Annotated in this window: 23 protein-coding genes; 10 read left to right on the forward strand and 13 right to left on the reverse strand. The window is 64.5% G+C overall.

The features are described from left to right. Window positions 1–146: 146 nt before the first annotated feature. A complete protein-coding gene (locus tag SLT36_RS03355; protein ID WP_432285826.1) occupies window positions 147–1259 on the forward strand; it encodes a zinc metalloprotease HtpX in 1113 nt (370 codons plus the stop codon). 130 nt (window positions 1260–1389) lie between these two features. On the opposite strand, the gene SLT36_RS03360 is transcribed toward SLT36_RS03355, so the two are convergent. From SLT36_RS03360 to infC, 12 genes are all read right to left on the reverse strand, one after another. Beyond that, window positions 1390–2124 (reverse strand): spermidine synthase, encoded by a 735-nt coding sequence (locus SLT36_RS03360; protein ID WP_432285827.1) that lies wholly within the window; start codon window positions 2122–2124, stop codon window positions 1390–1392. A gap of 116 nt (window positions 2125–2240) precedes the next feature. Further along, complete coding sequence (locus tag SLT36_RS03365; RefSeq protein WP_432285828.1) at window positions 2241–3227, reverse strand: Gfo/Idh/MocA family protein; 987 nt, start codon at window positions 3225–3227, stop codon at window positions 2241–2243. A 90-nt stretch (window positions 3228–3317) separates the two neighbouring features. After that, window positions 3318–3908, reverse strand: coding sequence for a YceI family protein (locus SLT36_RS03370; RefSeq protein WP_432285829.1), 591 nt, complete (start codon window positions 3906–3908; stop codon window positions 3318–3320). Between the two features lie 69 nt (window positions 3909–3977). Continuing rightward, window positions 3978–4556 carry a cytochrome b gene (locus SLT36_RS03375; protein ID WP_432285830.1) on the reverse strand — a complete coding sequence of 193 codons (579 nt, stop codon included), beginning with the start codon at window positions 4554–4556 and terminating at the stop codon, window positions 3978–3980. Between the two features lie 57 nt (window positions 4557–4613). Then, the gene (locus SLT36_RS03380) at window positions 4614–5213 is read right to left on the reverse strand and encodes a nucleotidyltransferase family protein (protein WP_432285831.1); all 600 of its coding nucleotides are present in this window, start codon (window positions 5211–5213) and stop codon (window positions 4614–4616) included. A gap of 113 nt (window positions 5214–5326) precedes the next feature. Continuing rightward, the gene (gene pheT, locus SLT36_RS03385) at window positions 5327–7732 is read right to left on the reverse strand and encodes a phenylalanine--tRNA ligase subunit beta (RefSeq protein ID WP_432285832.1); all 2406 of its coding nucleotides are present in this window, start codon (window positions 7730–7732) and stop codon (window positions 5327–5329) included. Then, window positions 7729–8160: an ASCH domain-containing protein gene (locus tag SLT36_RS03390; RefSeq protein ID WP_432285833.1), complete on the reverse strand. Its 432-nt coding sequence runs from the start codon at window positions 8158–8160 to the stop codon at window positions 7729–7731. Before SLT36_RS03390 ends, pheT begins: the two co-directional genes overlap by 4 nt. Then, complete coding sequence (gene pheS, locus SLT36_RS03395; protein WP_432285834.1) at window positions 8157–9242, reverse strand: phenylalanine--tRNA ligase subunit alpha; 1086 nt, start codon at window positions 9240–9242, stop codon at window positions 8157–8159. The genes SLT36_RS03390 and pheS overlap by 4 nt, the downstream gene beginning before the upstream one ends. A gap of 114 nt (window positions 9243–9356) precedes the next feature. Next, window positions 9357–9758 (reverse strand): 50S ribosomal protein L20, encoded by a 402-nt coding sequence (gene rplT / locus SLT36_RS03400; protein WP_067955711.1) that lies wholly within the window; start codon window positions 9756–9758, stop codon window positions 9357–9359. Window positions 9759–9792: 34 nt separating this feature from the next. Further along, window positions 9793–9996, reverse strand: coding sequence for a 50S ribosomal protein L35 (gene rpmI / locus SLT36_RS03405; protein ID WP_018430570.1), 204 nt, complete (start codon window positions 9994–9996; stop codon window positions 9793–9795). Window positions 9997–10205: 209 nt separating this feature from the next. Continuing rightward, on the reverse strand, window positions 10206–10832 hold the full coding sequence (locus SLT36_RS03410; RefSeq protein WP_432285835.1) for a methyltransferase family protein: 627 nt from the start codon (window positions 10830–10832) through the stop codon (window positions 10206–10208). A gap of 130 nt (window positions 10833–10962) precedes the next feature. Next, entirely contained in the window at window positions 10963–11499 is a 537-nt protein-coding gene (infC, locus tag SLT36_RS03415; protein WP_040457142.1) for a translation initiation factor IF-3, read from the reverse strand. Window positions 11500–11698: 199 nt separating this feature from the next. Here infC and SLT36_RS03420 point away from each other — a divergent pair, with 199 nt between their 5' ends. The 4 genes from SLT36_RS03420 to SLT36_RS03435 all read left to right on the forward strand — a co-directional run bounded on the left by SLT36_RS03420 (window position 11699) and on the right by SLT36_RS03435 (window position 15048). Next, on the forward strand, window positions 11699–12472 hold the full coding sequence (locus SLT36_RS03420; protein WP_432285836.1) for an alpha/beta hydrolase: 774 nt from the start codon (window positions 11699–11701) through the stop codon (window positions 12470–12472). 4 nt (window positions 12473–12476) lie between these two features. After that, complete coding sequence (locus SLT36_RS03425; RefSeq protein ID WP_432285837.1) at window positions 12477–13619, forward strand: benzoate/H(+) symporter BenE family transporter; 1143 nt, start codon at window positions 12477–12479, stop codon at window positions 13617–13619. Between the two features lie 121 nt (window positions 13620–13740). Beyond that, window positions 13741–14181, forward strand: coding sequence for a DUF2852 domain-containing protein (locus SLT36_RS03430; protein ID WP_432285838.1), 441 nt, complete (start codon window positions 13741–13743; stop codon window positions 14179–14181). Window positions 14182–14289: 108 nt separating this feature from the next. Then, complete coding sequence (locus SLT36_RS03435; RefSeq protein WP_432285839.1) at window positions 14290–15048, forward strand: M48 family metallopeptidase; 759 nt, start codon at window positions 14290–14292, stop codon at window positions 15046–15048. 130 nt (window positions 15049–15178) lie between these two features. On the opposite strand, the gene SLT36_RS03440 is transcribed toward SLT36_RS03435, so the two are convergent. Beyond that, the gene (locus SLT36_RS03440) at window positions 15179–16066 is read right to left on the reverse strand and encodes a LysR substrate-binding domain-containing protein (RefSeq protein WP_432285840.1); all 888 of its coding nucleotides are present in this window, start codon (window positions 16064–16066) and stop codon (window positions 15179–15181) included. A 296-nt stretch (window positions 16067–16362) separates the two neighbouring features. Here SLT36_RS03440 and SLT36_RS03445 point away from each other — a divergent pair, with 296 nt between their 5' ends. Genes SLT36_RS03445 through SLT36_RS03465 form a run of 5 tightly spaced genes read left to right on the forward strand, consistent with a single transcriptional unit; the run spans window position 16363 to window position 21474 of the window. Then, a complete protein-coding gene (locus tag SLT36_RS03445; RefSeq protein ID WP_432285841.1) occupies window positions 16363–17022 on the forward strand; it encodes a phosphoribosylanthranilate isomerase in 660 nt (219 codons plus the stop codon). Window positions 17023–17051: 29 nt separating this feature from the next. Beyond that, the gene (gene trpB / locus SLT36_RS03450; RefSeq protein ID WP_067955725.1) at window positions 17052–18302 is read left to right on the forward strand and encodes a tryptophan synthase subunit beta; all 1251 of its coding nucleotides are present in this window, start codon (window positions 17052–17054) and stop codon (window positions 18300–18302) included. Window positions 18303–18304: 2 nt separating this feature from the next. Beyond that, on the forward strand, window positions 18305–19147 hold the full coding sequence (gene trpA / locus SLT36_RS03455) for a tryptophan synthase subunit alpha (protein ID WP_432285843.1): 843 nt from the start codon (window positions 18305–18307) through the stop codon (window positions 19145–19147). Window positions 19148–19183: 36 nt separating this feature from the next. Beyond that, on the forward strand, window positions 19184–20107 hold the full coding sequence (gene accD, locus SLT36_RS03460) for an acetyl-CoA carboxylase, carboxyltransferase subunit beta (RefSeq protein WP_432285845.1): 924 nt from the start codon (window positions 19184–19186) through the stop codon (window positions 20105–20107). 35 nt (window positions 20108–20142) lie between these two features. Further along, window positions 20143–21474: a bifunctional folylpolyglutamate synthase/dihydrofolate synthase gene (locus SLT36_RS03465; RefSeq protein ID WP_432285846.1), complete on the forward strand. Its 1332-nt coding sequence runs from the start codon at window positions 20143–20145 to the stop codon at window positions 21472–21474. The last annotated feature ends 162 nt before the right edge of the window (window positions 21475–21636 follow it).

A 21636-nucleotide genomic window follows, 5' to 3' on the forward strand; every position in this document is an offset into this window, starting at 1 on the left:
ACTCGAAATGCCGCTCCAGATACCGGTTTTCCGGGCCGAAGCGGTGTTGCGGCGTATATAAGAACAGGCTCCTGACAGCGCAAGCGTTCTGCAACTTTCCGTGCAGGGGACTCGGCAAAAGCCTGTGGCAAGCTCATATTTGGGGCATGAGCGAGCTACAATCCATCAACCTTTTCGAACGCCGACGCAATCGCGCGCTGAACACGGCGCAAACATGGCTGCTCGGCGCCGGCAGCCTGCTCCTGCTCGGGGTCACCGCCTGGGCCTTCGCAGGCAGCACCGGCATCCTCTATGCCATTGTCTTTGGCGCGCTTTCCATGTGGGCGGTGCGGCGCATCAGCCCGCAGATGGTGCTGTCAATGTACAAGGCGCGGCAGGTCACGCCGGCCGACTTCCCCGCCGGCTTCCGCATCGTCGAAGAGCTCGCCCGCCGCGCCGAGCTGCCTTCGGTGCCAAAACTCTATGTCATCCCCTCGAAGATGATGAACGCGTTTGCTGTCGGTCGTCGCAACGACGCGGCTATCGCCGTGACTGACGCGCTTGCCCGCAACCTGACCCCGCGCGAGTTCGCCGGCGTGCTCGCCCATGAGATCAGCCACATCGCCCATGAAGACGTGAAGGTCATGGCCTTCGCCGACATGGTGTCGCGCTTCACCTCGTTCATGTCGACTGTGGGCCTGGTGTCGCTGTTTCTCAATCTGTTCGGCTTTGCCGGCGGTTTCGGCACCCAGGTGCCTTGGCTCGCCGTGCTGGTGCTGCTTGCCGCACCCACCGTCGGCGGCCTGCTGCAGATGGCGCTGTCGCGCACCCGCGAGTTCGACGCCGATCTTGGCGCCGCCATCCTCACCGGCGACCCGGACGGCCTCGCCTCGGCGTTGACCAAGCTCGAACGCGCCCAGGGTAAGGTGTGGGAAAACATCCTCCTGCCCAGCGGCCGCATCCCCGACCCCTCGGTGCTGCGCACCCACCCGCTCACCGCCGACCGCGTCGCCCGGCTCAGGGCGCTGAAAACCACCGGGGCGCCGGAGCCCATCGTTACAGCCGACAGCACCCCTGTACCGCATGTCGCGCGACCGTCGATGATCCCCAAGATCCGCGCCCGCCCCGGCACATATTTGCCGCAAGGCGCGCGCGGCTTCATCAATGCCGCCAACACCGACTTCGCCGACGACAGCCGTCCCGCCTGCGACGCCTCGCTCAACCCACCCGACAAAGGCCGCCCGCGCATCCGGGTGACCCGCGGCGGCGTCTGGTGGTGATCGTGGAGAGGTTCTGGACGGAGCGCGGCTTTCTGAGCACCCATCGCCAGGGATCGCTACGCCGAAAGTTTGCGACGTAGGGCACGACCAGCCAAAGCCCGCCTGTCAGGGACGAGAAGGAAGTGGGCGCCTAGCGCCGCCCCTTTGCAGCACGCCCGCCCTTCGCAGTCGTCCCGTCCTTTTCCTTGGTCGTTCCGCGATTGGCCGCCACCCAGACGACATGCCTTGCCCCGCTGCCCTTGGTGCTGGCGCGGACCTTGACCTCGTCGGTGACGAAGCCGCTTTCATGAAGGCGCCGCGAAAACGACTTGTCGGGGCCTTGCGACCAGACGATCAGAACGCCGCCCGGCTTCAGCGCGGTCTTCGCCGCATAGAGCCCGGTATAGTTGTAAAGACTGTCATTGGCGTCGCGCGACAGGCCCTCGGGACCGTTGTCGACGTCGAGCAGAATGGCGTCATAGTCGCCCATGCCATCGCGGATGAGCTTGCCGACATCGGCCTCCACTATTTCGACGCGCGGGTCGTCGAGGCAGCCGGCGAAGAGTTCGGCCATCGGCCCGCGCGCCCAGGCGATGACCTCTGATACCAGTTCGGCGACGACGATGCGGGCATCCTTGCCGAACAGGGCAAGGGCTGCGCGCAAGGTGAACCCCATGCCGAGGCCGCCGATCAGGATGTTGGGCTTGGAACGGCCACCGATGCGCTCATGGGCGAGTTTGGCCAGCGCTTCCTCGGAGCCGCTCAGCCGGCTGTTCATCAGCTCGTTGCTGCCGAGCATGATCGAGAACTCGGTGCCGCGCTGCTTGAGCCGCAGTTCGCCGCCGCCGGGAATCTTCGCCGTGTCGAGCACTACCCAGGGAATCATCGCCGCGCGCCTTCATTGTCCGACTTCATGCGGCGCTCCCTAGCACAGCATGGCGCAAACGACAGCCTTCGCCCGGCCGATGGTGGGCAGGCTCGAAAGCCCGGAGGCCCAATGGCCTAGACCTCCTCCCAGCCGTCACGGTCGCCGGCGCGGAAGATGGCATCGATGACCTTCTGGTTGAGCACCGACTGCTCGAGCGAGAAGACGTGGTCTCCACCCCCTTGCGCTGCGCGGACAAAGGTCTCGACCTGCAGCCGGTACTGCTGAGCGCCGGGGAAGCGGAACACCGTCGCCTCGTTGTGGCCGGCATTGTGCAGCTCGACGCGGTGATGGTCGTAGAGCCCGGCATTGAACGGCGAATGGATCTCGATGAAGCCCTTGTCGCCGTGGAAGACCATCAGCTGGCGGTTGGCGAGCTGGGTCGAGAGATAAAAGGAAAGTTCGAAATCGCCGAAATCGGCGCGGACGCTGGAGTAGATGTCGGTACCGAATTTCGGGTCGCGTTCGATGCTCGCCTGCACCCGCACCGGCTCCTTGCCGGTCGAAAAGCGCGTCGTGACCGTCGGGTAGACGCCTATATCGGGCAGGGCGCCGCCGCCGAGATCGAGCTGGTTGCGCATGTTGTTGGGGTCGACGTTGAAATAGGAAAACGCGCCCTGGACGTGCTTGAGCTTGCCGATGGCCCCGGCTGCGATCAGGTCGCGCACCTTCAGCCATTGCGGATGATAGGTGACCATGAAGGCTTCAGAGACGATCACCTTGTTGCGGTCGCGGATGGCGATCAGCGGCGCGATGTCCTCGGCCTTCAGCGCCAGCGGCTTTTCGACCAGCACGTGCTTGCCGACCTCGGCCGCCTTTGCCGCCCATTCGAGATGCTGCGAGGTCGGCAGCGGAATGTAGACGCCGTCGACGGTGTCGGAGGCAAGCAGCGCGTCATAGGAGCCGAAGGCATGTGCTGCGCCGAAGCGGTCGGCCAGGGCGCGCGCCTTGCCGGCGTCGCGGCTGGCGACCGCGGCCAGCACGCCATTGTCGGAATCGGCGATCGCCGGCAACAGCTGGTCACGGCCGATCTTGGCTGTCGAAAGTACGCCCCAACGAAACATCTGGCCTCCGGACACAAGGAAAAAGCTGGCCCACTTGCCCGCCTCCGGAGATTGGCGGAAGCCGCCACCAAATGCCAGAGCTTATCTGGTTTAGCCGCGGCGGCCACTGAACTCCATGTCGAAGGCAACGATGTTGGAATAGATCGGCGTGCCGACATCCATCTGGTAACGCGAGCGGAACACCTGGCCGCTGACCCGGAAGCGGATCTGGCCGCCCTTCAGTCCCTGCAGTTCGGCGGTGAACTTTTCGGTGTTGGTGTGGCCGCGCGCCGTCAGCTGGCCGGTGATGACAGCCGAGTTGTCGCCGATGCGCCGGACACTGGTCGAGCGGAAGGTGATCTCACGTGAATTGGCCACGTCGAAGACGGCGTCCGACTTCAGGAAGGCGTCGATACGGCCCTGACCGGTGCCGACACTGTCGGGAAAGATGGTGATGTCGACCTTCGAACGGGCAATGTCGCCGCCGTCGATGCGGATCGTGCCCTTGAACTGGCCGAAAGCGCCGGAGAGCCCGCCGCCGCCGATCTTGCCGATGGCAAAGCGGATGCTCGAACCGTTGTTGGAAACGGCATAACGCCCGGCCGCATCGGACAGCGCCACCGCCGAGGCAGTGTCGCCGAGAAGACCGACCGCAATAAGGGCTGCAGCGCCCAAGACACGCCCAAAAACATGCACGGACATCTCATCATACTCCCTGATGGCAAGGCCCATCCGGGCCATGCACCGAGACAAACGAACGGATTGCAGCTGCTATTCCGGCTTTCGTGGGGACCTCGCGAAAAATGGCGAGATCATCCGAACCAGCACGACATCACGCAGCCAGAAATGGTGCCGGAGCGCCGCCAGAATGTGCAGCACAACCAGCGCGATGCCGGCATAGGCCAGCCATTTGTGGCCGAAAATCCAGAAATTCTCGGCCGTCTCGGAAACCTCGAACGGCAGATGCGGCATGACGAACAGGTTGAACGGCACCGACGGGATTTCGAGCACCGAGACCGACACCAGCATCCAGCCGGACAGCGGTACGACGAGCTGAGCGGCGTAGAGCAGGAGATGCACGATGGGTGCTACCTTGCGCTCCAGCGGGTCGACTTCGTCGGGCAGCTCGGGGCTCAGGTTACCGAGCCGCCAGCCGATGCGGAGCAGCACCAGCCCGAGCAGCAGGAAGCCGAAGGATTTGTGCAGCTGGATCAGCTCGAAGGAGGTGCGCTGGCTGGTCATGCGGACCATGACCAGCCCAAGCCCGAACTGGCCGACGAACAGAGCCGCGATCAGCCAGTGCAGGACAATCGCGGCCCAGCCGTAGCGGGTAGTGGTGTTGCGCAGCATCGACGGCACCTCGGTCGCACAACGAATCTGGAGCGGAATTCGTCCCGGAACGGAGGCCTACCAGTCGAAGACGGTGACCTCCGGCCACATCTCCCTGGCGCGCCGGCCCTTGGCCTCGTGGGTGGCGCGGTTGTCGTTGCGGTGGTTGGGCGCGATCCGGAAGGCAAAAATGTCGTCGAGACCGAACGGCGCCCAGACCTGCGGCGCGCCGTCGACAAGGGCGAGGCCAACGGCGTGGGTGCGCGAGGCAAAGTGTTCGAGCGACTGGGCGCTGGATTCCAGCGGGGCGCGCGGCGAGCCGAAATGATCCTCGAACCAGAGATGGACGCGGGCCTGATTGCGTATCTCGACCGGCAGCGGCAGATGCGCAAAAGCCTCGGCGCCACGGCGGATGATCATGTCCTCGGCCTCCCAGGAGAGGTCCGCGCCATCGAAATAGAACAGATCAACATCCTTGATGCCATAGCCGGCGGGACGGCCGGTCAGATGGTTCCAGACGCTGTTGTAGAGCGCGCCGGAAACCAGCATCCACTGTGGCAGAGCGAGTTTCTCGGCCACGGCGAGTGCCGGAAGGACGATCGGGTCGGCAAGAAGGATGTCGAGCAGGACCTGCCGCTGATCTTCAAACGGCAGGCCCTTGTATCGAAGATGCTTCATGCTGCACCCCGAAGATGGTAGCGGACGCCCGAAAAATCCGGGCTGCCGTTCCACCTGTTTGCTTTTGCCGCATTTGTGCGCCGCCAAGTAACCTCACTTGGCTGCAAAATGCTCTAGCTCCGCAGCGCGCCGCCGGTCTGCTTCTTGACGTTCTCGACGATGCGAGCCGCGAGCGCCTCGAAATCCTGGTCGGTCAGCGTCTTCTCGACCGGCTGGATCGACACCTCGATGGCGATCGACTTCTTGCCTTCGCCGAGCGATGCGCCTTCGAAGACGTCGAAGACCGAGACGCCAGTGATCAGCTTCTTGTCGGCGGCGAGGGCGGCACGCGTCAATGTGCCGGCCTCAACTGATTTGTCGACGACGAAGGCGAAGTCACGTTTGACCGCCTGGAAGGCCGACAGTTCGAGCTTCGGCTTGGTCTTGGTCGGCTTGGCCTTGGGCTCGGGGATGGCATCGACATAGACCTCGAAACCGCAGAGCGGGCCCGACACGTCCAGGCCTTCGAGCGTCCTCGGGTGGAACTCGCCGAATGTGCCGAGCACGACCTTGGGGCCGAGCTTGATCACGCCCGAGCGGCCCGGGTGATACCAGGCGGGTGCGCCGGTCTCGATCTGCAACCGGTCGACCGGTGCGCCGCAGGCTTCGAGTGCGGCGATGGCATCGGCCTTGGCGTCGAATACGCCGACATTGCCCGCATTGCCCGACCAGTTGCGGCCCGAGCCCTCGAGCTTGGCGGTGCCGCGGCGGACACCAGAGGCGACGCGACGCTGGCCTTCGGCCGTGTCGTTCTCATAGGTGCCGGAGACCTCGAACAGGGCGACGTCGCCGAGGCCGCGGTCGGCATTGCGCTGGGCAGCGGCGATCAGGCCGGGCAGCAGCGACGGCCGCATGTCGGACATGTCCGCTGCGATCGGGTTCGACAGCTTGAGGCTATCCTGGCCGCCGCCGAACAGCTCGGCGTGCCTGGCCGGGATGAACGACCAGGTGACGGCTTCCATCATGCCACGCACGGCGAGCGCGCGCCGCGCCGAGCGGGTGCGGATCTGCAGCGTGGTCAGGATCTTGCCGTTGACGGCGTCATGCGCGCCCAGCGGCTGCGGCGCGATGTTGTCGACGCCGTGGATGCGCATGACCTCCTCGACAAGGTCGGCCTTGCCGTCGACGTCGGGACGCCAGGACGGCACGGAGACGTCGACGACATCGCCATTGCCCTTCACGCCAAAGCCGAGGCGGGTGAGGATGTCGAGGCTCTCGGCCTTCGGCACCTCGATACCGGTCAGGCGCTTGACCTCGGACAATGGCAAGGAAACGATCTTGGCCGTGTGACCGGCATAACCTGTCACATCGGTTCTGGTCGGCTGGCCGCCGCAGAGTTCCAGCACCAGCCTGGTCGCCAGCTCGACGCCCGGAACCATGAATTCGGGGTCGACGCCGCGCTCGAAGCGGTAGCGCGCATCGGTGATGATGCCGAGCGTGCGGCCGGTACGGGCGACGTTGAGCGGAGCCCACAGCGCCGACTCGATCAGCACGTCCGTCGTGTTCTCGTCGCAGCCCGAATGCTCGCCGCCCATGACGCCGGCGATGGATTCGACGCCGTTGTCATCCGCGATGACGCACATCTCTGATGTCAGAGCATACTCGCGGCCGTCGAGGGCCAGCACCTTGTCGCCTTCGCGGCCACGGCGGACGACGAGATTGCCGGCGACCTTGCTGGCGTCGAAGACGTGCAGCGGACGGCCATGGTCGAAGGTGACGTAATTGGTGATGTCGACCAGCGCGTTGATGGGCCTGAGGCCGATGGCCAGCAGACGCTGCTGCATCCATTTGGGCGAGGGACCGTTCTTGACGCCGCGCACAAGGCGCAGCGCGAAACCCGGGCAGAGCTCCGGTGCTTCGATCGACACCTTGACCGGGCAATCGCCATCACCGGCGACCGGCTCGACCTTACCGCCTTTGAGCGTGCCCAGGCCGGACGCCGCGAGATCGCGGGCGATGCCATGGACGCTGGTGGCGTCGGGCCGGTTCGGCGTCAGGTTGATCTCGATGACCGGGTCGTCGAGATGCGCGTAGCTGGCGAAGGATGTGCCGACGGGTGCGTCGGCCGGCAGGTCGATGATGCCATTGTGTTCATCCGACAACTGCAGCTCACGCTCGGAGCACATCATGCCGTGGCTTTCAACGCCGCGGATCTTGCCGACCGACAGCGTCACGTCGATGCCGGGCACATAGGCGCCCGGAGCGGCGAAGGCGCCGATCAGGCCGGCCCGCGCATTGGGGGCGCCGCAGACGACCTGGACGGGCTTGCCGTCACCGGTGTCGACGGTGAGAACCTGCAGCTTGTCGGCGTCGGGATGCCTGTTTGCCGTCAGCACCTTGGCAATGACGAAAGGCTTGAGGGCCGCCTTGTCGTCGACGGACTCGACTTCGAGGCCGATCGACGTCAGGCGCTCCACGATCTGGTCGAGCGAGGCGTCGGTGTCGAGATGATCCTTGAGCCAGGAGAGGGTGAATTTCATGGGTTCACTCGTTTCGCGTCGTTGCGGTCGAGCACTTCCACCACCCGGAACCGCTCACAAACCAAAATCATGTCAGGCGAAAAGCCGCCATTGCGGGCGAAATAGGCCTCGTGGGCCTGACGCCAATATTCATAGGACAGATCGCCCTCGCCTTCCGCCGCAGCGAACTCCGCATCGACCTCGTCGAAGCGGCGCTGAATCGCCTCGACGGTTTCGATGACAGCGGCGCGGCGGCCCTGGCCGTCGAGCACGACGTCCCGGCGGCCGACCTCGGGCACCGGCTCAGCGCCGCCATAGTCGCGCAAGGCGCCGCAGGTCGCGGTCTTACGCCCTGACAGCACCAGCGCCAGCAGCTCGTCGGCGAGCTCCGGGGTGTCGCCGAAGGCGAAGGTCACCGCATCGGCATATCGGTCGGCAGCGTTACTCATGCGCTCAGGCCACCGAACAGGGTCGGCATGTCGAGCGGGCGGAAGCCGTAGTGCTGGAGCCAGCGGACATCGGCGTCGAAGAAAGCGCGCAGATCGGGCATGCCGTATTTCAGCATGGCGATACGGTCGATGCCCATGCCCCAGGCGAAGCCCTGATACTCGTCGGGATCGAGACCGCCATGGCGCAGCACGTTCGGGTGCACCATGCCGCAGCCGAGGATCTCCATCCAGTCATTGCCTTCGCCGAAACGCACTTCGCCCGGCCGCGAGCGGTCGCACTGGATGTCGACCTCGAGGCTCGGCTCGGTGAACGGGAAGAAGGACGGACGGAAGCGCATCTTGACCGAGGGGACCTCGAAGAACGCCTTGCAGAACTCCTCCAGCACCCACTTCATGTTGGCGATGTTGGCGGTCTTGTCGATCACCAGGCCCTCGACCTGATGGAACATCGGAGAGTGCGTGGCGTCCGAATCCTGGCGATAGGTCTTGCCGGGAATGACGATGCGGATCGGCGGCTTCTGCGTCTCCATGGTGCGGATCTGCACCGGCGAGGTGTGGGTGCGCAAAAGCTTGCGCTCGCCATTCTGGTCGGGCGGGAAGAAGAAGGTGTCGTGCATCTCGCGCGCCGGATGGCCGACGGGGAAGTTGAGCGCGGTGAAATTGTAGTGGTCGGTCTCGACATCGGGACCTTCGGCGATGGCAAAGCCGAGGTCGCCGAAAATCGCCGCGATCTCGTCGATGACCTGGCTGATCGGGTGAATCCGGCCGCGCTCGGCCGGCGATTGCCGCACCGGCAGGGTGACGTCGACCTTTTCGGCAACGAGGCGGGCAGTGATGGCGACATCGCGCAGCTCGGTCTTGCGGGCCGAGAGCGCGTCGGTGACGCGGTTCTTCAGGCCGTTGATCGCCGGCCCCTTGGTCTGGCGCTCTTCGGCGCTCATCGCGCCAAGGGTCTTCAGCATCTCCGAGACGGAGCCCTTCTTGCCGAGGGCGGCGACGCGCACCGCCTCGATCGCCTGCTCGTCGGAGGCGGAAGCGATGTCGCTCAGCAGCGACTGTTCGAGAGTTTCAAGATCGCTCATGGTCCAGTTCCGTTGCGGCCCAGCGGCCCTTCGTTGCGGCAAAAGAAAAACCCGCGCCAGCCGTGCCAGCGCGGGTTCCCCAAATCAAGTCTGTGATGCTTGGGAAGGCGCTGGTTAAGCTACAGCGCTTTCAAAAGCATTCGGGGTGGTGTTCTTGAGGTACTCAAGAGCAACCTTGGCCTTGGCCACGAGTGCGGCGAATGCCTGCGGCTCATGGATAGCCATGTCGGAGAGGATCTTGCGATCGATCTCGATGTTGGCCTTGTTCAGGCCGTCAATGAAGCGGCCATATGTCAGGCCGTGCTCGCGGACCGCGGCGTTGATGCGCTGGACCCACAGGGCGCGGAAGTTGCGCTTGCGGTTCTTGCGGTCGCGGTAAGCGTACTGCTTCGACTTTTCCACCGCCTGCTTGGCAATGCGGATGGTGTTCTTGCGGCGGCCGTAGAAACCCTTGGCCTGCTCGAGAACCTTCTTGTGCTTGGCGTGGGCGGTTACGCCCCTTTTGACGCGTGCCATGTCATGATCTCCTTAAACGTTGTCCAGGCCGGGCTCAGAGGCCGTTCGGCAGAAAATTCTTGATGACCTTCTTGGCATCCGGTTCAGCCAGAACCATCGTGCCGCGAGCATCGCGAATGAACTTGTTGGAACGCTTGATCATGCCATGGCGCTTGCCTGCGGCAGCCGCCAGGACCTTGCCAGTCGCGGTAACCTTGAACCGCTTCTTGGCAGCCGATTTGGTCTTCATCTTGGGCATTTTGCTACTCCGTTCTTCAGGATCGCGCGGCACCCGAAAGTGCTTCGAAATCCCTTCATGTTGTTGTTTTCAGGCCGACCAAAGCCCGAAAAGCAAATGAAACCGCCACGGCATGCCCTGCCGGGCGGTTCTGGGACGCGGCTATATACGCGGAAGTTTGACGCAGCGCAACACCCTGAAACGGCCGCAACCGCAATGTTTCCGCGGCCTCAGGGGAGGCGGAACAGCACCGGCAGCGCGCCGGTGACCTGGGCGTGGTCGATCAGCTCGAAAACGGGCAGGGCGACGAGAAACACCAGGCCGTCGAGCAAGGTGTTGAGCAAAAGCTTGGGCCGGAAACTGCCGGTGTCGCCTTCCTGGTAGAGTGAGAGCTTCGGGAAGAAGCGCGGCACCCTTTCGACATAGGCCTTGTAGGCGGCGCCGAAAAGCGCTTCGAGATGCCGCTCCTCACGCAGAATGACCACATGGAAGGCCAGCGCGCACAGTACGGCAAAGCCGATCGTGGCGACGATCGAACCCATCTGCGCGCCGACGCCGGCGGCCGCCAGCGTCGAAAAGACGTAGAGCGGGTTGCGGGTCATCGAATAGGGCCCGCCAGTGACGACCTCACCCGATTTGCGCCCGCCGATATAGAGCGTGCACCACAGGCGGCCGACGATGCCGAGGAAGATCAAAAGGATGCCGACCATCTCGACGACTTCGTGGACGGTGGTGTCGGGCGGAAAGGTCGACTGACCGAACAGCAAGGCCGCAAACATTGCGACTACAAGCACGGCCAGCACCAGCCGGCGCATGCTTTGGTATCGACCCAGCCCTGACGTGTCGTCGTTGCTCATGGCGGCCACACACTCCAGCCGCCCCTGCACGGGCAGGTCAGCCTTTCGGCACCTTTGTCGGGAAAGAAGAGCCCCGGCGGATGCCGGGGCGTCGGTGCATTGCGCGCCGCTTTGGGCGCGCAAGATGGCATCAGCGTGGCGCCAGCACCATCATCATCTGACGGCCTTCGAGCTTGGGCTCGGCTTCGACTTTGGCGATGGTGGCGACTTCCTCGCGCACCTTGTTGAGAAGCTGCATACCGAGTTCCATGTGCGCCATTTCGCGGCCACGGAAACGCAACGTCAGCTTGACCTTGTCGCCTTCCTCGAAGAAGCGTCGCACCGCCTTCATCTTGGTCTCGTAGTCATGGCTGTCGATGTTCGGGCGCATCTTGATCTCCTTGATCTCGATGACCTTCTGGTTCTTGCGCGCCTCGGCCGCCTTCTTCTGGTTGGCGTATTTCAGCTTGCCGAGGTCAAGGATCTTGACGACGGGCGGCGTGGCGTTGGGGGAAATCTCTACGAGATCGAGGCCTGCCTCTTCGGCGGCCAGGAGTGCGTCGTTGATGGAAACATCGCCACGGTTCGAACCGTCGACGTCGATCAGTTGGACCCGGGGAACCCGGATGTCACGGTTGGAACGCGGGCCGTCCTTGGTAGGCGCGGCTGCTTTAAAAGGTCTGCGAATGGTCGTGGTCTCCTCGAGCCATTGACGTTGTTGAATGTCTGACGCGCCAATGTGGGTAGCGCGCGGGCGAAGTCAATAACACAGCACTCGCAACAAATCACCTGCTTCTGCATATGCGAACTGCCCCAAAATAACGATTCTTGGGGCACTTTCCGCATCAGGCCGGCTGTGCCACAAGTCCCAGCCAAGGGGATTTGACATGACTGCAAGCGCACCGGACTTCATCGAGGTCGAAGGCAACCGTATCGCCTTGAGGTACCAGCCGGGCCAGGCGCCGGGCGTGGTCTGGCTCGGCGGCTACAAGTCCGACATGCTCGGCACCAAGGCCGAGGCTCTGGCCGCGTGGGCTGCGGGCGAGGGGCGCGCCTTCCTGCGCCACGACTATTCCGGCCATGGCGAGAGCGGCGGCGCCTTTGCCGATGGCACGATCTCCAGGTGGCTGGCCGAAAGCCTTGCGGTGTTCCGCGCGTTCACGACAGGGCCGCAGGTGCTCGTCGGCTCGTCGATGGGCGCCTGGATCGCGCTCAGGATGAACGCCGAGCTCAACAATGCGGGCGAGGGTGACCGCGTCGCCGGACTGGTGCTGCTGGCGCCGGCGCCCGACTTCACCGCCGAGCTGATCGAGCCCGAACTGACCGAGGCCCAGCGCAGGGACTTGGCCGAGAAAGGCTATTTCGAGGAACCGTCGGACTATTCGCCGGAGCCCTATATCTACACCCGCGCGCTGATCGAGGACGGCCGCAACAACCTCGTCATGACAGGGCCGATCCACACCCATTGCCCCGTCCACATCATCCAGGGCCTTGCCGACCCCGACGTGCCTCACAGCCATGCGCTGAAGCTGATGAGCCTTCTGCCCGCCGACGACGCAACGCTGTCGCTGGTGCCGAACGGCGATCATCGCCTGTCACGGCCGGAGGATCTCGAGCTGCTGACCCGCGCAGTCGGCGAAACCATCGCGCGGGCCGGCTGAGCCGATGCGCATCTCGATCCCGATCTCGGCCTTCGTCGCGGCCATCGTCGGCTTCGGCAGCACACTCGCCATCATCGTCGCCGCCGCCGATGCGGTCGGCGCGACGCAGGTGCAGACGGCGAGCTGGGTCACCGCCATCTGCCTCGCCATGGCCTTCGAGACGGCCTGGCTGTCTTGGCGGACCAGGATGCCGGTCATCTCGGCCTGGTCGACGCCGGGTGCGGCGCTGATCGCCGCGAGCAGCGGCTTCACCATCAACGAGGCTGTCGGCGCCTTCCTGGTGGCAGGCGTGCTTCTGGTGCTGACCGGTCTGATAAAGCCGCTGACGCAGCTGATCTCGCGCATCCCGGCCTCCGTCGCCTCGGGCATGCTGGCCGGCATCGTCGTCACCTTCGCCATCAACGCGGCCAAGGCGGTGCCCACTGACCCGTGGCTGATCCTGCCGCTGATCGGCGCGTTCTTCCTAGTCCGGCTCTACAATCCGGCTCTGTCGGTGCTGGTGGTTCTGGTCGGCGGCGGGCTGGCAGCCTTCCTGACCGGCCGCGTCGGCACTCTGCCCGTGCCGGAACTGTCGACGCTGACGCTGATCGCGCCCGAATTCACCCTGACCGCGACGATCGGCCTGGCGCTGCCGCTCTATCTCGTCACCATGGCATCGCAGAACCTGTCCGGCCTCGCCGTGCTGCGCGCCGCCGGCTACAACCCCGAGCCCGGCCCGCTGATCGGGGTGACGGGGCTGTTTTCGGTGCTGTCGGCGCCATTCGGCGCCTCGACCACCAACCTCGCCGCAATCTCGGCTGCGATCTGCACCGGTCCAGACGTGCACCCCGACATGAAGGAGCGCTGGAAGACCGGGCCATTCTATGCGCTCGCCTATCTTGTCTTCGCCGCCTTCGGCGCGTCTCTGGTGGCGGTGTTTGCCGTGCTGCCGCCGAGCCTGATTGTGCTGGTGGCGGGGCTTGGGTTGGTGTCGTCGCTGGCCAATGCACTCGCCATTGCGCTCAAGGACGACCATCACCGCATGGCGGCGACGATCGCTTTCGTCGTCACCGCATCGGGGCTGACTTTGCTCGGCGTCGGCTCGGCCTTCTGGGGACTGGTCGCAGGGCTTGTTGTGCTGGTGCTCGAGAACTTCAAAAAAGGCTAGCTTTCCCATAGCCTTGTCCGGTTTTGACCGGCGTCGTCTTGAATCGCCATTTTTGCTTTCCCATGTCGATATGAGCAGCATTTTTCCCCTGCTGCCTCGAACAAAGGAACGGCAATCTACTATGAACACGACTGCACTGATCCGTCCGGCTTGGACGCCGGCAACCATCGCGTTGATGGTGATCGGCTTCATGGTGTTCTGGCCGCTCGGCCTCGCCATGCTTGCCTACATCATCTGGGGCGACCGGCTTGACGGTTTCAAGCGCGACGTCAACCGTGCGACCGACGGCATCTTCGCCGGCTGCCGCAAGGCTTCCTACCGCGCCAACACCCAGACCGGCAACGTCGCCTTCGACGACTGGCGTGAGAAGGAACTCGAGCGCCTGAACGAAGAGCGTCGCAAACTCGACGAGATGCGCGACGAATTCGACGCCTATGCCCGCGAACTGCGCCGGGCCAAGGACCAGGACGACTTCGACCGCTTCATGGCCAACCGCAACAAGCCGACGGCTCCGACCGTCACGCCCAAGAAGGGCGACAAGTCGGGCCTGCTTGACGACTGAGGCCACCCCAAGCCGCTGAATGCCAACGGCGCCGTGATCGCGGCGCCGTTTCTATTGCGCCCCCGTTTCTATTGCGCCGTTGTCACTCGAATCATCTAGTCTCGCACCATGTCCTTTGGCTTCTTCCGCAAGCTGACCAAGCCGGCGCCGACACCCGTCCTGGAACGGGACCATGTCGTGGCCGGCCGCACGCTGCCGCTCAGGATCGTCGAGAACGACCGGGCGCGGCGGCTGACTTTGCGCATCGACGCCGGCGGCCGCGGCCTGCGCATCACCGTGCCGCCCGGCCTGCGCCAGGGCGAGGTCGACCGCTTTCTCGACCGTCACCAGGGCTGGCTGGAACAGCGCCTGGCCAAGGTGCCCGACCGGCCGCAGGTGCGCCCCGGCATCAAGATCCCGATACGCGGGGTACCCCATCTCATCATCCACGAAGGCGGAACGCGTGGCACCGTGCGCCAGTCACAGGACGAAAGCGGGCCGACGCTCGTCGTCCATGGCGACCGGACGCATTTGCCGCGCCGCATCGCCGACTTCCTCAAGCGCGAGGCCAAGCGCGACATCGAAGCAATGGTGGCCAGGCACAGCGAGGCCGCCGGGCGCCGCGCCAAGGCGATCCGCTTCCGCGACACGACCAGCCGCTGGGGCTCCTGCACCTCTGATGGGGTGCTGTCGTTCTCGTGGCGCATCATGATGGCGCCGATGCCCGTCATCAATTACCTCGTCGCCCACGAGGTCGCACATCTCCGCGAGATGAACCACGGCCCGAAATTCTGGAAGCTGTGCGAAGAACTCTGCCCCGACACCGAGCGCTGCAAGGCCTGGCTCAAGCGCAATGGCGGAGCACTGCAGGCGATCGTGTTTGAATGAGTAGGGCTTACCCTCCCGCTGTAGGGAAGGTTGACGCGAAGCGGCGGGCGGGGGTTGGAAGCGCCTACCATCCGACGAAGCGCTCGCTGATCGCTACCCCTGCGGTCCGACCCTCCCCACAAGGGGGTGACTACGCCTCCAACCACTCTCCCATGAAATCCAGAAACGCCTGAACCCGTGGCGCGCGGAAACGACCCTTGGGCATGACGGCCCAGAGCGAGATCGGGTCCGAGCGGTTGATGTCGGCGAGGATTTCGATCAACCGGCCTTCGCGAACCGCCTGGCCAACGACAAAATCCGCCAGCCGCACGATGCCATGGCCCTGGACGGCGAGGTCGAACAGCATGCCGACATTGTCGCAACCGAAGTTGCCGGAGGGCTGGAAACGCACGAGATCGTCGCCACTCGCCAGCGGCCATGTCGTCATCGACGACTGACCCGAAAGCGGAATGCAGTTGTGACCGGTAAGTTCGGTTGCCGAACATGGCGTACCGGCACGCGCCAGATAGGACGGTGCTGCGCAGATCACCCGGCGGCTTTCGGCCAGCTGGCGAGCCACCATGTCGGACCCTGATGTCGGGCTGCCGCGCAGGACGACATCGACTTGCTCGGCGACCGGATCGATAAGCTTGTCAGTGAGGCTGAGATCGACAGTCACTTCGGGGTAGCGCCTGAGAAACTCCGGAATGGCGTGCAGCAGTGTCTGGCGCGCGAAGCCGGTGCTGGAATTGACGCGCAGGAGCCCCTTGGGCCTGGCGCGCGCCGACGCGACGTCGGCTTCAGCGAGATCGATGAGTTCGAGCACCTCGCGCGCCCGCTCGAGGAACAGCGTGCCCTCCGAGGTCAGCGCCAGCCGGCGTGTCGTGCGCGTCAGCAATCGGACACCGAGCCGGTCTTCGAGCCGCGACACCAGTTTCGACAGGGCCGACGGCGTGATGCGCAGGTCGTCGGCGGCTTTGGCGAAGGAGCCGAGATCGATGATCCGCACAAAGGCCTTCATGTCTTCGGATGACGCCATATTGCTGATCTCAGTTCATGAATGTACCAACAGGATAGCTGATTATGTACAGAATAGGAAATGATACGTCTCGGGCATGGTTTCACCGAGGACCCAGCCATGACGTCCCGTCAGCGCCACCCCGCATCAGTTCCGTCAGCGCACGACACAATCGACTATAACCGCTTCCGGGCGATCGCCGCACATGAGCGTCGCCTGGCGATCGCCCATTTTTCCCGTGCCGCGCGTCGCTTCCTGACCGCGATGTTTCGCAAGCTTTTCTCGACTCGGCCGGCTTTTCGTGCCAATTCCGGCACATGGCACTCGACATCAAGATCTGCGGCCTCAGCACCGCTGAAACCTTCGACGCCGCGCTAGGCAATGGCGCGAGCCATGTCGGGTTCATCTTCTTTGCCAAAAGCCCGCGCAACGTCTCGCCCGCTCTCGCCGGGCAGCTGCGCCAGGCCGCCACAGGCCGCGCCGAGGCGGTAGCCGTCACGGTCGACGCCGACGACGCCTTTCTCGATGCGATCGTGGCTGCCGTTAAGCCCGACATGCTGCAGCTCCACGGCAAGGAGGCGCCCGAGCGCGTGGCTGACGTAAAGGCCCGTTACGGCCTGCCTGTGATGAAGGCCTTCTCCATTCGCGAAGCCCAGGACTTCGACGCGATCGTGCCTTATGGCGGGGTCGCCGATCGTCTGCTATTCGACGCCAAACCGCCCGCGGGGTCCGAATTGCCCGGCGGCAACGGCGTTTCCTTCGACTGGCGGTTGCTTGCGGGCCTTGACGCCTCCGTCGATTACATGCTTTCCGGTGGCTTGAACGCCGCCAATATCGGCGACGCCATCAGGCTCGCAAACCCGCCCGCCATCGACATTTCCTCGGGCGTGGAAAGCGCACCCGGCGTCAAGGATGCGGCGCTGATCGACAATTTCTTCAGGGCCGTCCGGGCCGCGCGCGAAGACAGCGCCGCCTGAGTGAGCCTCCAGCCGCAAGGAGATCGGCCTTGAACCAGCCGGCAGAGCCCAATTCCTTCCGAACCGGACCCGACGAGCAGGGCATGTTCGGCATTTTCGGCGGCCGTTTCGTCGCCGAGACGCTGATGCCGCTGATCCTCGACCTGCAGCGCCACTGGGACGAGGCCAAGAACGACCCGGCCTTCAAGGCGGAACTCAACGAGCTGTCGACCTTTTATGCCGGCCGGCCGTCCAAGCTCTATTACGCCGAAGGCCTGACCCGGCATCTTCGTGACGTTTCCTCGGCGAAGGGCCTCGGGGGCGGCGCCAAGATCTATTTCAAGCGCGAGGACCTGAACCACACCGGCTCGCACAAGATCAACAATTGCCTGGGCCAGATCCTGCTCGCCAAGCGCATGGGCAAGACCCGCATCATCGCCGAAACCGGAGCCGGCCAGCATGGTGTTGCGTCCGCAACCGTCGCCGCCCGCTTCGGCTTCCCCTGCTTCGTCTATATGGGCGCCACCGACGTCGAACGGCAGAAGCCAAACGTCTTCCGCATGAAGCTTTTGGGTGCCGAAGTGCGCCCGGTCAGCGCCGGCCACGGCACGCTGAAGGACGCCATGAACGAAGCGTTGCGTGACTGGGTCACCAACGTGCACGACACCTATTACCTGATCGGCACTGCCGCCGGCCCGCACCCCTATCCCGAGCTCGTCCGCGACTTCCAGTCGGTGATCGGCACCGAGGCGCGGGCCCAGATCCTCGAGCAGGAGGGGCGCCTGCCCGATATGATCGTTGCTGCCGTCGGCGGCGGCTCGAACGCCATTGGCCTGTTCCACCCGTTCCTCGACGACCGCAGCGTCAAGATCGTCGGCATCGAAGCCGGCGGACGTGGCCTCGACGGCATCGAGCACTGCGCCTCGATGAGCGCTGGTCGCCCCGGCGTGCTGCACGGCAACCGCACCTACCTGTTGCAGAACAATGACGGCCAGATTCTCGACGGCCACTCGATCTCCGCCGGTCTCGACTATCCCGGCGTTGGCCCCGAACATAGCTGGCTCCGCGACAGCGGTCGCGTCGACTATGTGCCGATCCTCGACGACGAAGCGCTGGAGGCGTTCCAGCTGACCACCAAGGTGGAAGGCATCATCCCGGCGCTCGAATCCGCCCATGCCATCGCGCATGCGGTCAAGGTTGCGCCTACGATGGGCAAGGACAAGGTGATGATCGTCAACCTCTCCGGCCGTGGCGACAAGGACGTGCATACGGTGGCCAAGATGCTGGGCATGGAGATCTGATCATGACGACCACCCGCATCGACCGCCGCATGGCAAAGCTGAAGGCCGAAGGACGCCCGGCGCTCGTGACCTATTTCATGGGCGGCGACCCTGACTACGAAACCTCGCTGTCGATCATGAAGGCACTGCCCAAGGCGGGCAGCGACGTCATCGAGCTCGGCATGCCGTTTTCCGACCCGATGGCCGATGGCCCGGCGATCCAGGCCGCCGGCCTGCGCGCGCTGAAGGCCGGCCAGACGCTGGCCAAGACGCTCAAACTGGCGCGCGAGTTCCGCCAGGGCGACAACGACACGCCGATCGTCATGATGGGCTATTACAACCCGATCTACATCTACGGCGTCGACCGCTTCCTGGCCGACGCTGTCGCCTCGGGTATCGACGGGCTGATCATCGTCGACCTGCCGCCGGAGATGGACGCCGAACTGTGTATCCCTGCACTCAAGGCCGGCATCAACTTCATCCGCCTGGCAACGCCGACGACCGACGACAAGCGCCTGCCGAAGGTGCTCGAAAACACGTCGGGCTTTGTCTACTACGTCTCGATGACCGGCATCACCGGCTCGGCGCTGGCTGACACGACCAAGGTGGCGGAGGCGGTGAACCGCATTAAGGCGCACACCGATCTCCCCGTCTGTGTCGGCTTTGGCGTCAAGACCGCCGAGCAGGCACGCACCATCGGCGCATCGGCCGACGGCGTGGTCGTCGGCACAGCGATCGTCAATGCCGTGGCCAACGTCCTGGGCCCGAAGGGTGAAAAGACCGCCGACCCGGCCGAAGCCGTGGCGACGCTGGTTACCGGCTTGTCCCAAGGCGTTCGCGCCGCACGCCTTGCTCCCGCCCAATAAATACCCCATGTCCTGGGCTCGAAGAGGACCACTGCCATGAACTGGATTACCAATTACGTCCGCCCCAAGATCAACTCGATGCTTGGCCGCCGGGAAATGCCCGACAATCTCTGGATCAAGGATCCCGAGAGCGGCGAGATGGTGTTCCACAAGGACCTCGAGGAAAACCAGTACGTCATCCCGTCTTCGGGCCATCACATGAAGATTTCGGCGAAGGAGCGGCTGCGCTTCTTCTTCGACGACGGCCGCTACGAGATCATCGAGAACCCCAAGGTCGTGACCGACCCGCTGAAGTTCCGCGATGAGAAGCGCTATGTCGACCGCCTCAAGGACGCCAAGACCAAGACCGGTCTCGAAGACGCGATCCTGTCGGGCACCGGCAAGATCGAGGGTCTGCCCGTCGTCGTCACCGTGCAGGACTTCGCCTTCATGGGCGGTTCGCTCGGCATGGCCGCAGGCGACGCCATCATCCGCGCCTTCGAGGTTGCGCTGGAGAAGAAGCGTCCGCTGGTCCTGTTCGCTGCCTCGGGCGGCGCGCGCATGCAGGAAGGCATCTTGTCGCTGATGCAGCTGCCACGCACGACTGTCGCAGTCGACCGGCTCAAGGAAGCCGGCCTGCCCTATGTCGTGGTGCTGACCAATCCGACGACTGGCGGCGTCACCGCCTCCTACGCGATGCTGGGCGACGTCCACATTGCCGAGCCCGGTGCGCTGATCGGCTTCGCCGGTCCGCGCGTCATCGAGCAGACCATCCGCGAGAAGCTGCCTGAGGGCTTCCAGCGCTCGGAGTACCTGATGGACCACGGCATGGTCGACATGGTGGTGTCGCGGCTCGAGATGAAATCGACGGTTGCCAACCTGCTCAAGATCCTGACCAAGGCACCGGTGGCGGCCAAGGCTGTCGAAGCCGAGATTCTGCCACCCGTCGTGCCGGTGCCGGAACGCCGCCCGCAGGCCTGATACGACAGCAGCAGCGTAGCGCCCGAGGAAATGCCATGACCACGCTCGAAGCCGATCTCGAAATCGAGCGCCTGTTGGCGCTCCATCCGAAGGGCTTCGACCTTTCGCTCGACCGCATCACCCGGCTGCTCGAAAGGCTGGGCAATCCGCAGAACCACATGCCGCCGGTGATCCATATCGCCGGCACCAATGGCAAGGGCTCGTGCGCGGCGTTCTCGCGCGCGCTGCTCGAAGCCCAAGGTCTGCTGGTCCATGTCCACACCTCGCCGCATCTGGTGAACTGGCACGAACGCTACCGCCTGGCAGCGCCGGGCGGCGGCAAGCTTGTCGCCGACGACGTGCTAGCGGATGCCGTACGCCGCGTCGGCGAAGCCAATCGCGGCGAGAAGATCACCGTCTTCGAGATCCTCACGGCCGTCACGTTCGTTCTGTTCTCGGAGCATCCGGCCGACGCCTGCATCATAGAGGTCGGGCTTGGCGGGCGCTTCGACGCCACCAATGTCATCAAGCGCTCGGCGGTGTCGGTGATCATGCCGGTGTCGATGGACCACGAGGCCTATCTTGGCGACAAGGTCGAGCTGATCGCCGCCGAGAAAGCCGGCATCATCAAGCGCGGCTGCCCTGTCGTCGTCGGCGCGCAGGAGACCGAGGCGGCACAGCAGGTGCTGATCGACACCGCCGAGCGGCTCAATTGCCCACTTGAGGTTTATGGCCAGGATTTCGTCGCCTTCGAGGAAAACGGCCGCATGATCTACCAGGACCAGACGGGCCTGCTGGACCTGTCACCGCCACGCCTGCCTGGACGTCACCAGTTCGCCAATGCAGCCGCCGCGATCGCCGCGGTGAAGGCCGCCGGCTTCCCGGTCGACGAACGCACCGCCGACAAGGCGATGGCGTCGGTGACCTGGCCCGGTCGCATGCAGCGCCTGCCGCAGGGCGCACTCAGCGAGCTGGCGCCGAAGGGCGCCGAGGTCTGGGTCGACGGCGGCCACAATCCCGGCGCCGGGACCGTCATTGCCGAAGCCCTGACAGAGCAGGAGGAGAAGTTCCCGCGCCCGCTGTTCCTGATCTCCGGCATGATCAACACCAAAGACCAGACCGGTTATTTCAAGCCGTTCCACGGCATGGCGCGCCATGTCTACACCGTGCCGGTGACGATGAGCGATGCCGGCGTTCCCAACGAGGAACTGGCTGTGCGCGCCACCGAGGCCGGGCTGTCGGCCGAGCCGGTGAGCTCGGTTGCCAATGCACTGATGCTTTTGCGCGATACCTGGGACGAGAACGAACCGGCGCCGCGCATCCTGATCGGCGGCTCGCTCTATCTGGTGGGCGAGGTGCTGGCGGCCAACGGCACGCCGCCGACCTGAGGGCGCCTGTCCAGCGGTCCATTCGAGATACAAAAAAAGCCCGGCCAAAGCCGGGCTCAGACTGCTGACGAACCCCGTCGAATTTCGGCGGGGTTTTGTTTTGTGGGTTGATTGAGCTTTTGGATTGATTTCGGGGAGCAGATGCCAGGGCCGTTGCGAGCC

It is taken from the genome of Aminobacter sp. BA135 (genome assembly GCF_050859125.1).
Classification (GTDB): Bacteria; Pseudomonadota; Alphaproteobacteria; order Rhizobiales; family Rhizobiaceae; genus Aminobacter; species Aminobacter ciceronei.

What these genes read in the sequence shown, in the direction of transcription:
- SLT36_RS03425 (WP_432285837.1), top strand. Translation starts at nt 12,477, where the DNA reads ATGCGCATCTCGATCCCGATCTCGGCCTTCGTCGCGGCCATCGTCGGC.
- SLT36_RS03355 (WP_432285826.1), top strand. Translation starts at nt 147, where the DNA reads ATGAGCGAGCTACAATCCATCAACCTTTTCGAACGCCGACGCAATCGC.
- SLT36_RS03440 (WP_432285840.1), bottom strand. Translation starts at nt 16,066, where the DNA reads ATGGCGTCATCCGAAGACATGAAGGCCTTTGTGCGGATCATCGATCTC.
- SLT36_RS03410 (WP_432285835.1), bottom strand. Translation starts at nt 10,832, where the DNA reads ATGAGCAACGACGACACGTCAGGGCTGGGTCGATACCAAAGCATGCGC.
- SLT36_RS03360 (WP_432285827.1), bottom strand. Translation starts at nt 2,124, where the DNA reads ATGATTCCCTGGGTAGTGCTCGACACGGCGAAGATTCCCGGCGGCGGC.
- SLT36_RS03370 (WP_432285829.1), bottom strand. Translation starts at nt 3,908, where the DNA reads ATGTCCGTGCATGTTTTTGGGCGTGTCTTGGGCGCTGCAGCCCTTATT.
- pheT (WP_432285832.1), bottom strand. Translation starts at nt 7,732, where the DNA reads ATGAAATTCACCCTCTCCTGGCTCAAGGATCATCTCGACACCGACGCC.
- rpmI (WP_018430570.1), bottom strand. Translation starts at nt 9,996, where the DNA reads ATGCCCAAGATGAAGACCAAATCGGCTGCCAAGAAGCGGTTCAAGGTT.
- SLT36_RS03435 (WP_432285839.1), top strand. Translation starts at nt 14,290, where the DNA reads ATGTCCTTTGGCTTCTTCCGCAAGCTGACCAAGCCGGCGCCGACACCC.
- SLT36_RS03365 (WP_432285828.1), bottom strand. Translation starts at nt 3,227, where the DNA reads ATGTTTCGTTGGGGCGTACTTTCGACAGCCAAGATCGGCCGTGACCAG.
- SLT36_RS03380 (WP_432285831.1), bottom strand. Translation starts at nt 5,213, where the DNA reads ATGAAGCATCTTCGATACAAGGGCCTGCCGTTTGAAGATCAGCGGCAG.
- SLT36_RS03465 (WP_432285846.1), top strand. Translation starts at nt 20,143, where the DNA reads ATGACCACGCTCGAAGCCGATCTCGAAATCGAGCGCCTGTTGGCGCTC.
- SLT36_RS03375 (WP_432285830.1), bottom strand. Translation starts at nt 4,556, where the DNA reads ATGCTGCGCAACACCACTACCCGCTACGGCTGGGCCGCGATTGTCCTG.
- SLT36_RS03390 (WP_432285833.1), bottom strand. Translation starts at nt 8,160, where the DNA reads ATGAGTAACGCTGCCGACCGATATGCCGATGCGGTGACCTTCGCCTTC.
- pheS (WP_432285834.1), bottom strand. Translation starts at nt 9,242, where the DNA reads ATGAGCGATCTTGAAACTCTCGAACAGTCGCTGCTGAGCGACATCGCT.
- SLT36_RS03430 (WP_432285838.1), top strand. Translation starts at nt 13,741, where the DNA reads ATGAACACGACTGCACTGATCCGTCCGGCTTGGACGCCGGCAACCATC.
- trpA (WP_432285843.1), top strand. Translation starts at nt 18,305, where the DNA reads ATGACGACCACCCGCATCGACCGCCGCATGGCAAAGCTGAAGGCCGAA.
- rplT (WP_067955711.1), bottom strand. Translation starts at nt 9,758, where the DNA reads ATGGCACGCGTCAAAAGGGGCGTAACCGCCCACGCCAAGCACAAGAAG.
- SLT36_RS03420 (WP_432285836.1), top strand. Translation starts at nt 11,699, where the DNA reads ATGACTGCAAGCGCACCGGACTTCATCGAGGTCGAAGGCAACCGTATC.
- SLT36_RS03445 (WP_432285841.1), top strand. Translation starts at nt 16,363, where the DNA reads ATGGCACTCGACATCAAGATCTGCGGCCTCAGCACCGCTGAAACCTTC.
- accD (WP_432285845.1), top strand. Translation starts at nt 19,184, where the DNA reads ATGAACTGGATTACCAATTACGTCCGCCCCAAGATCAACTCGATGCTT.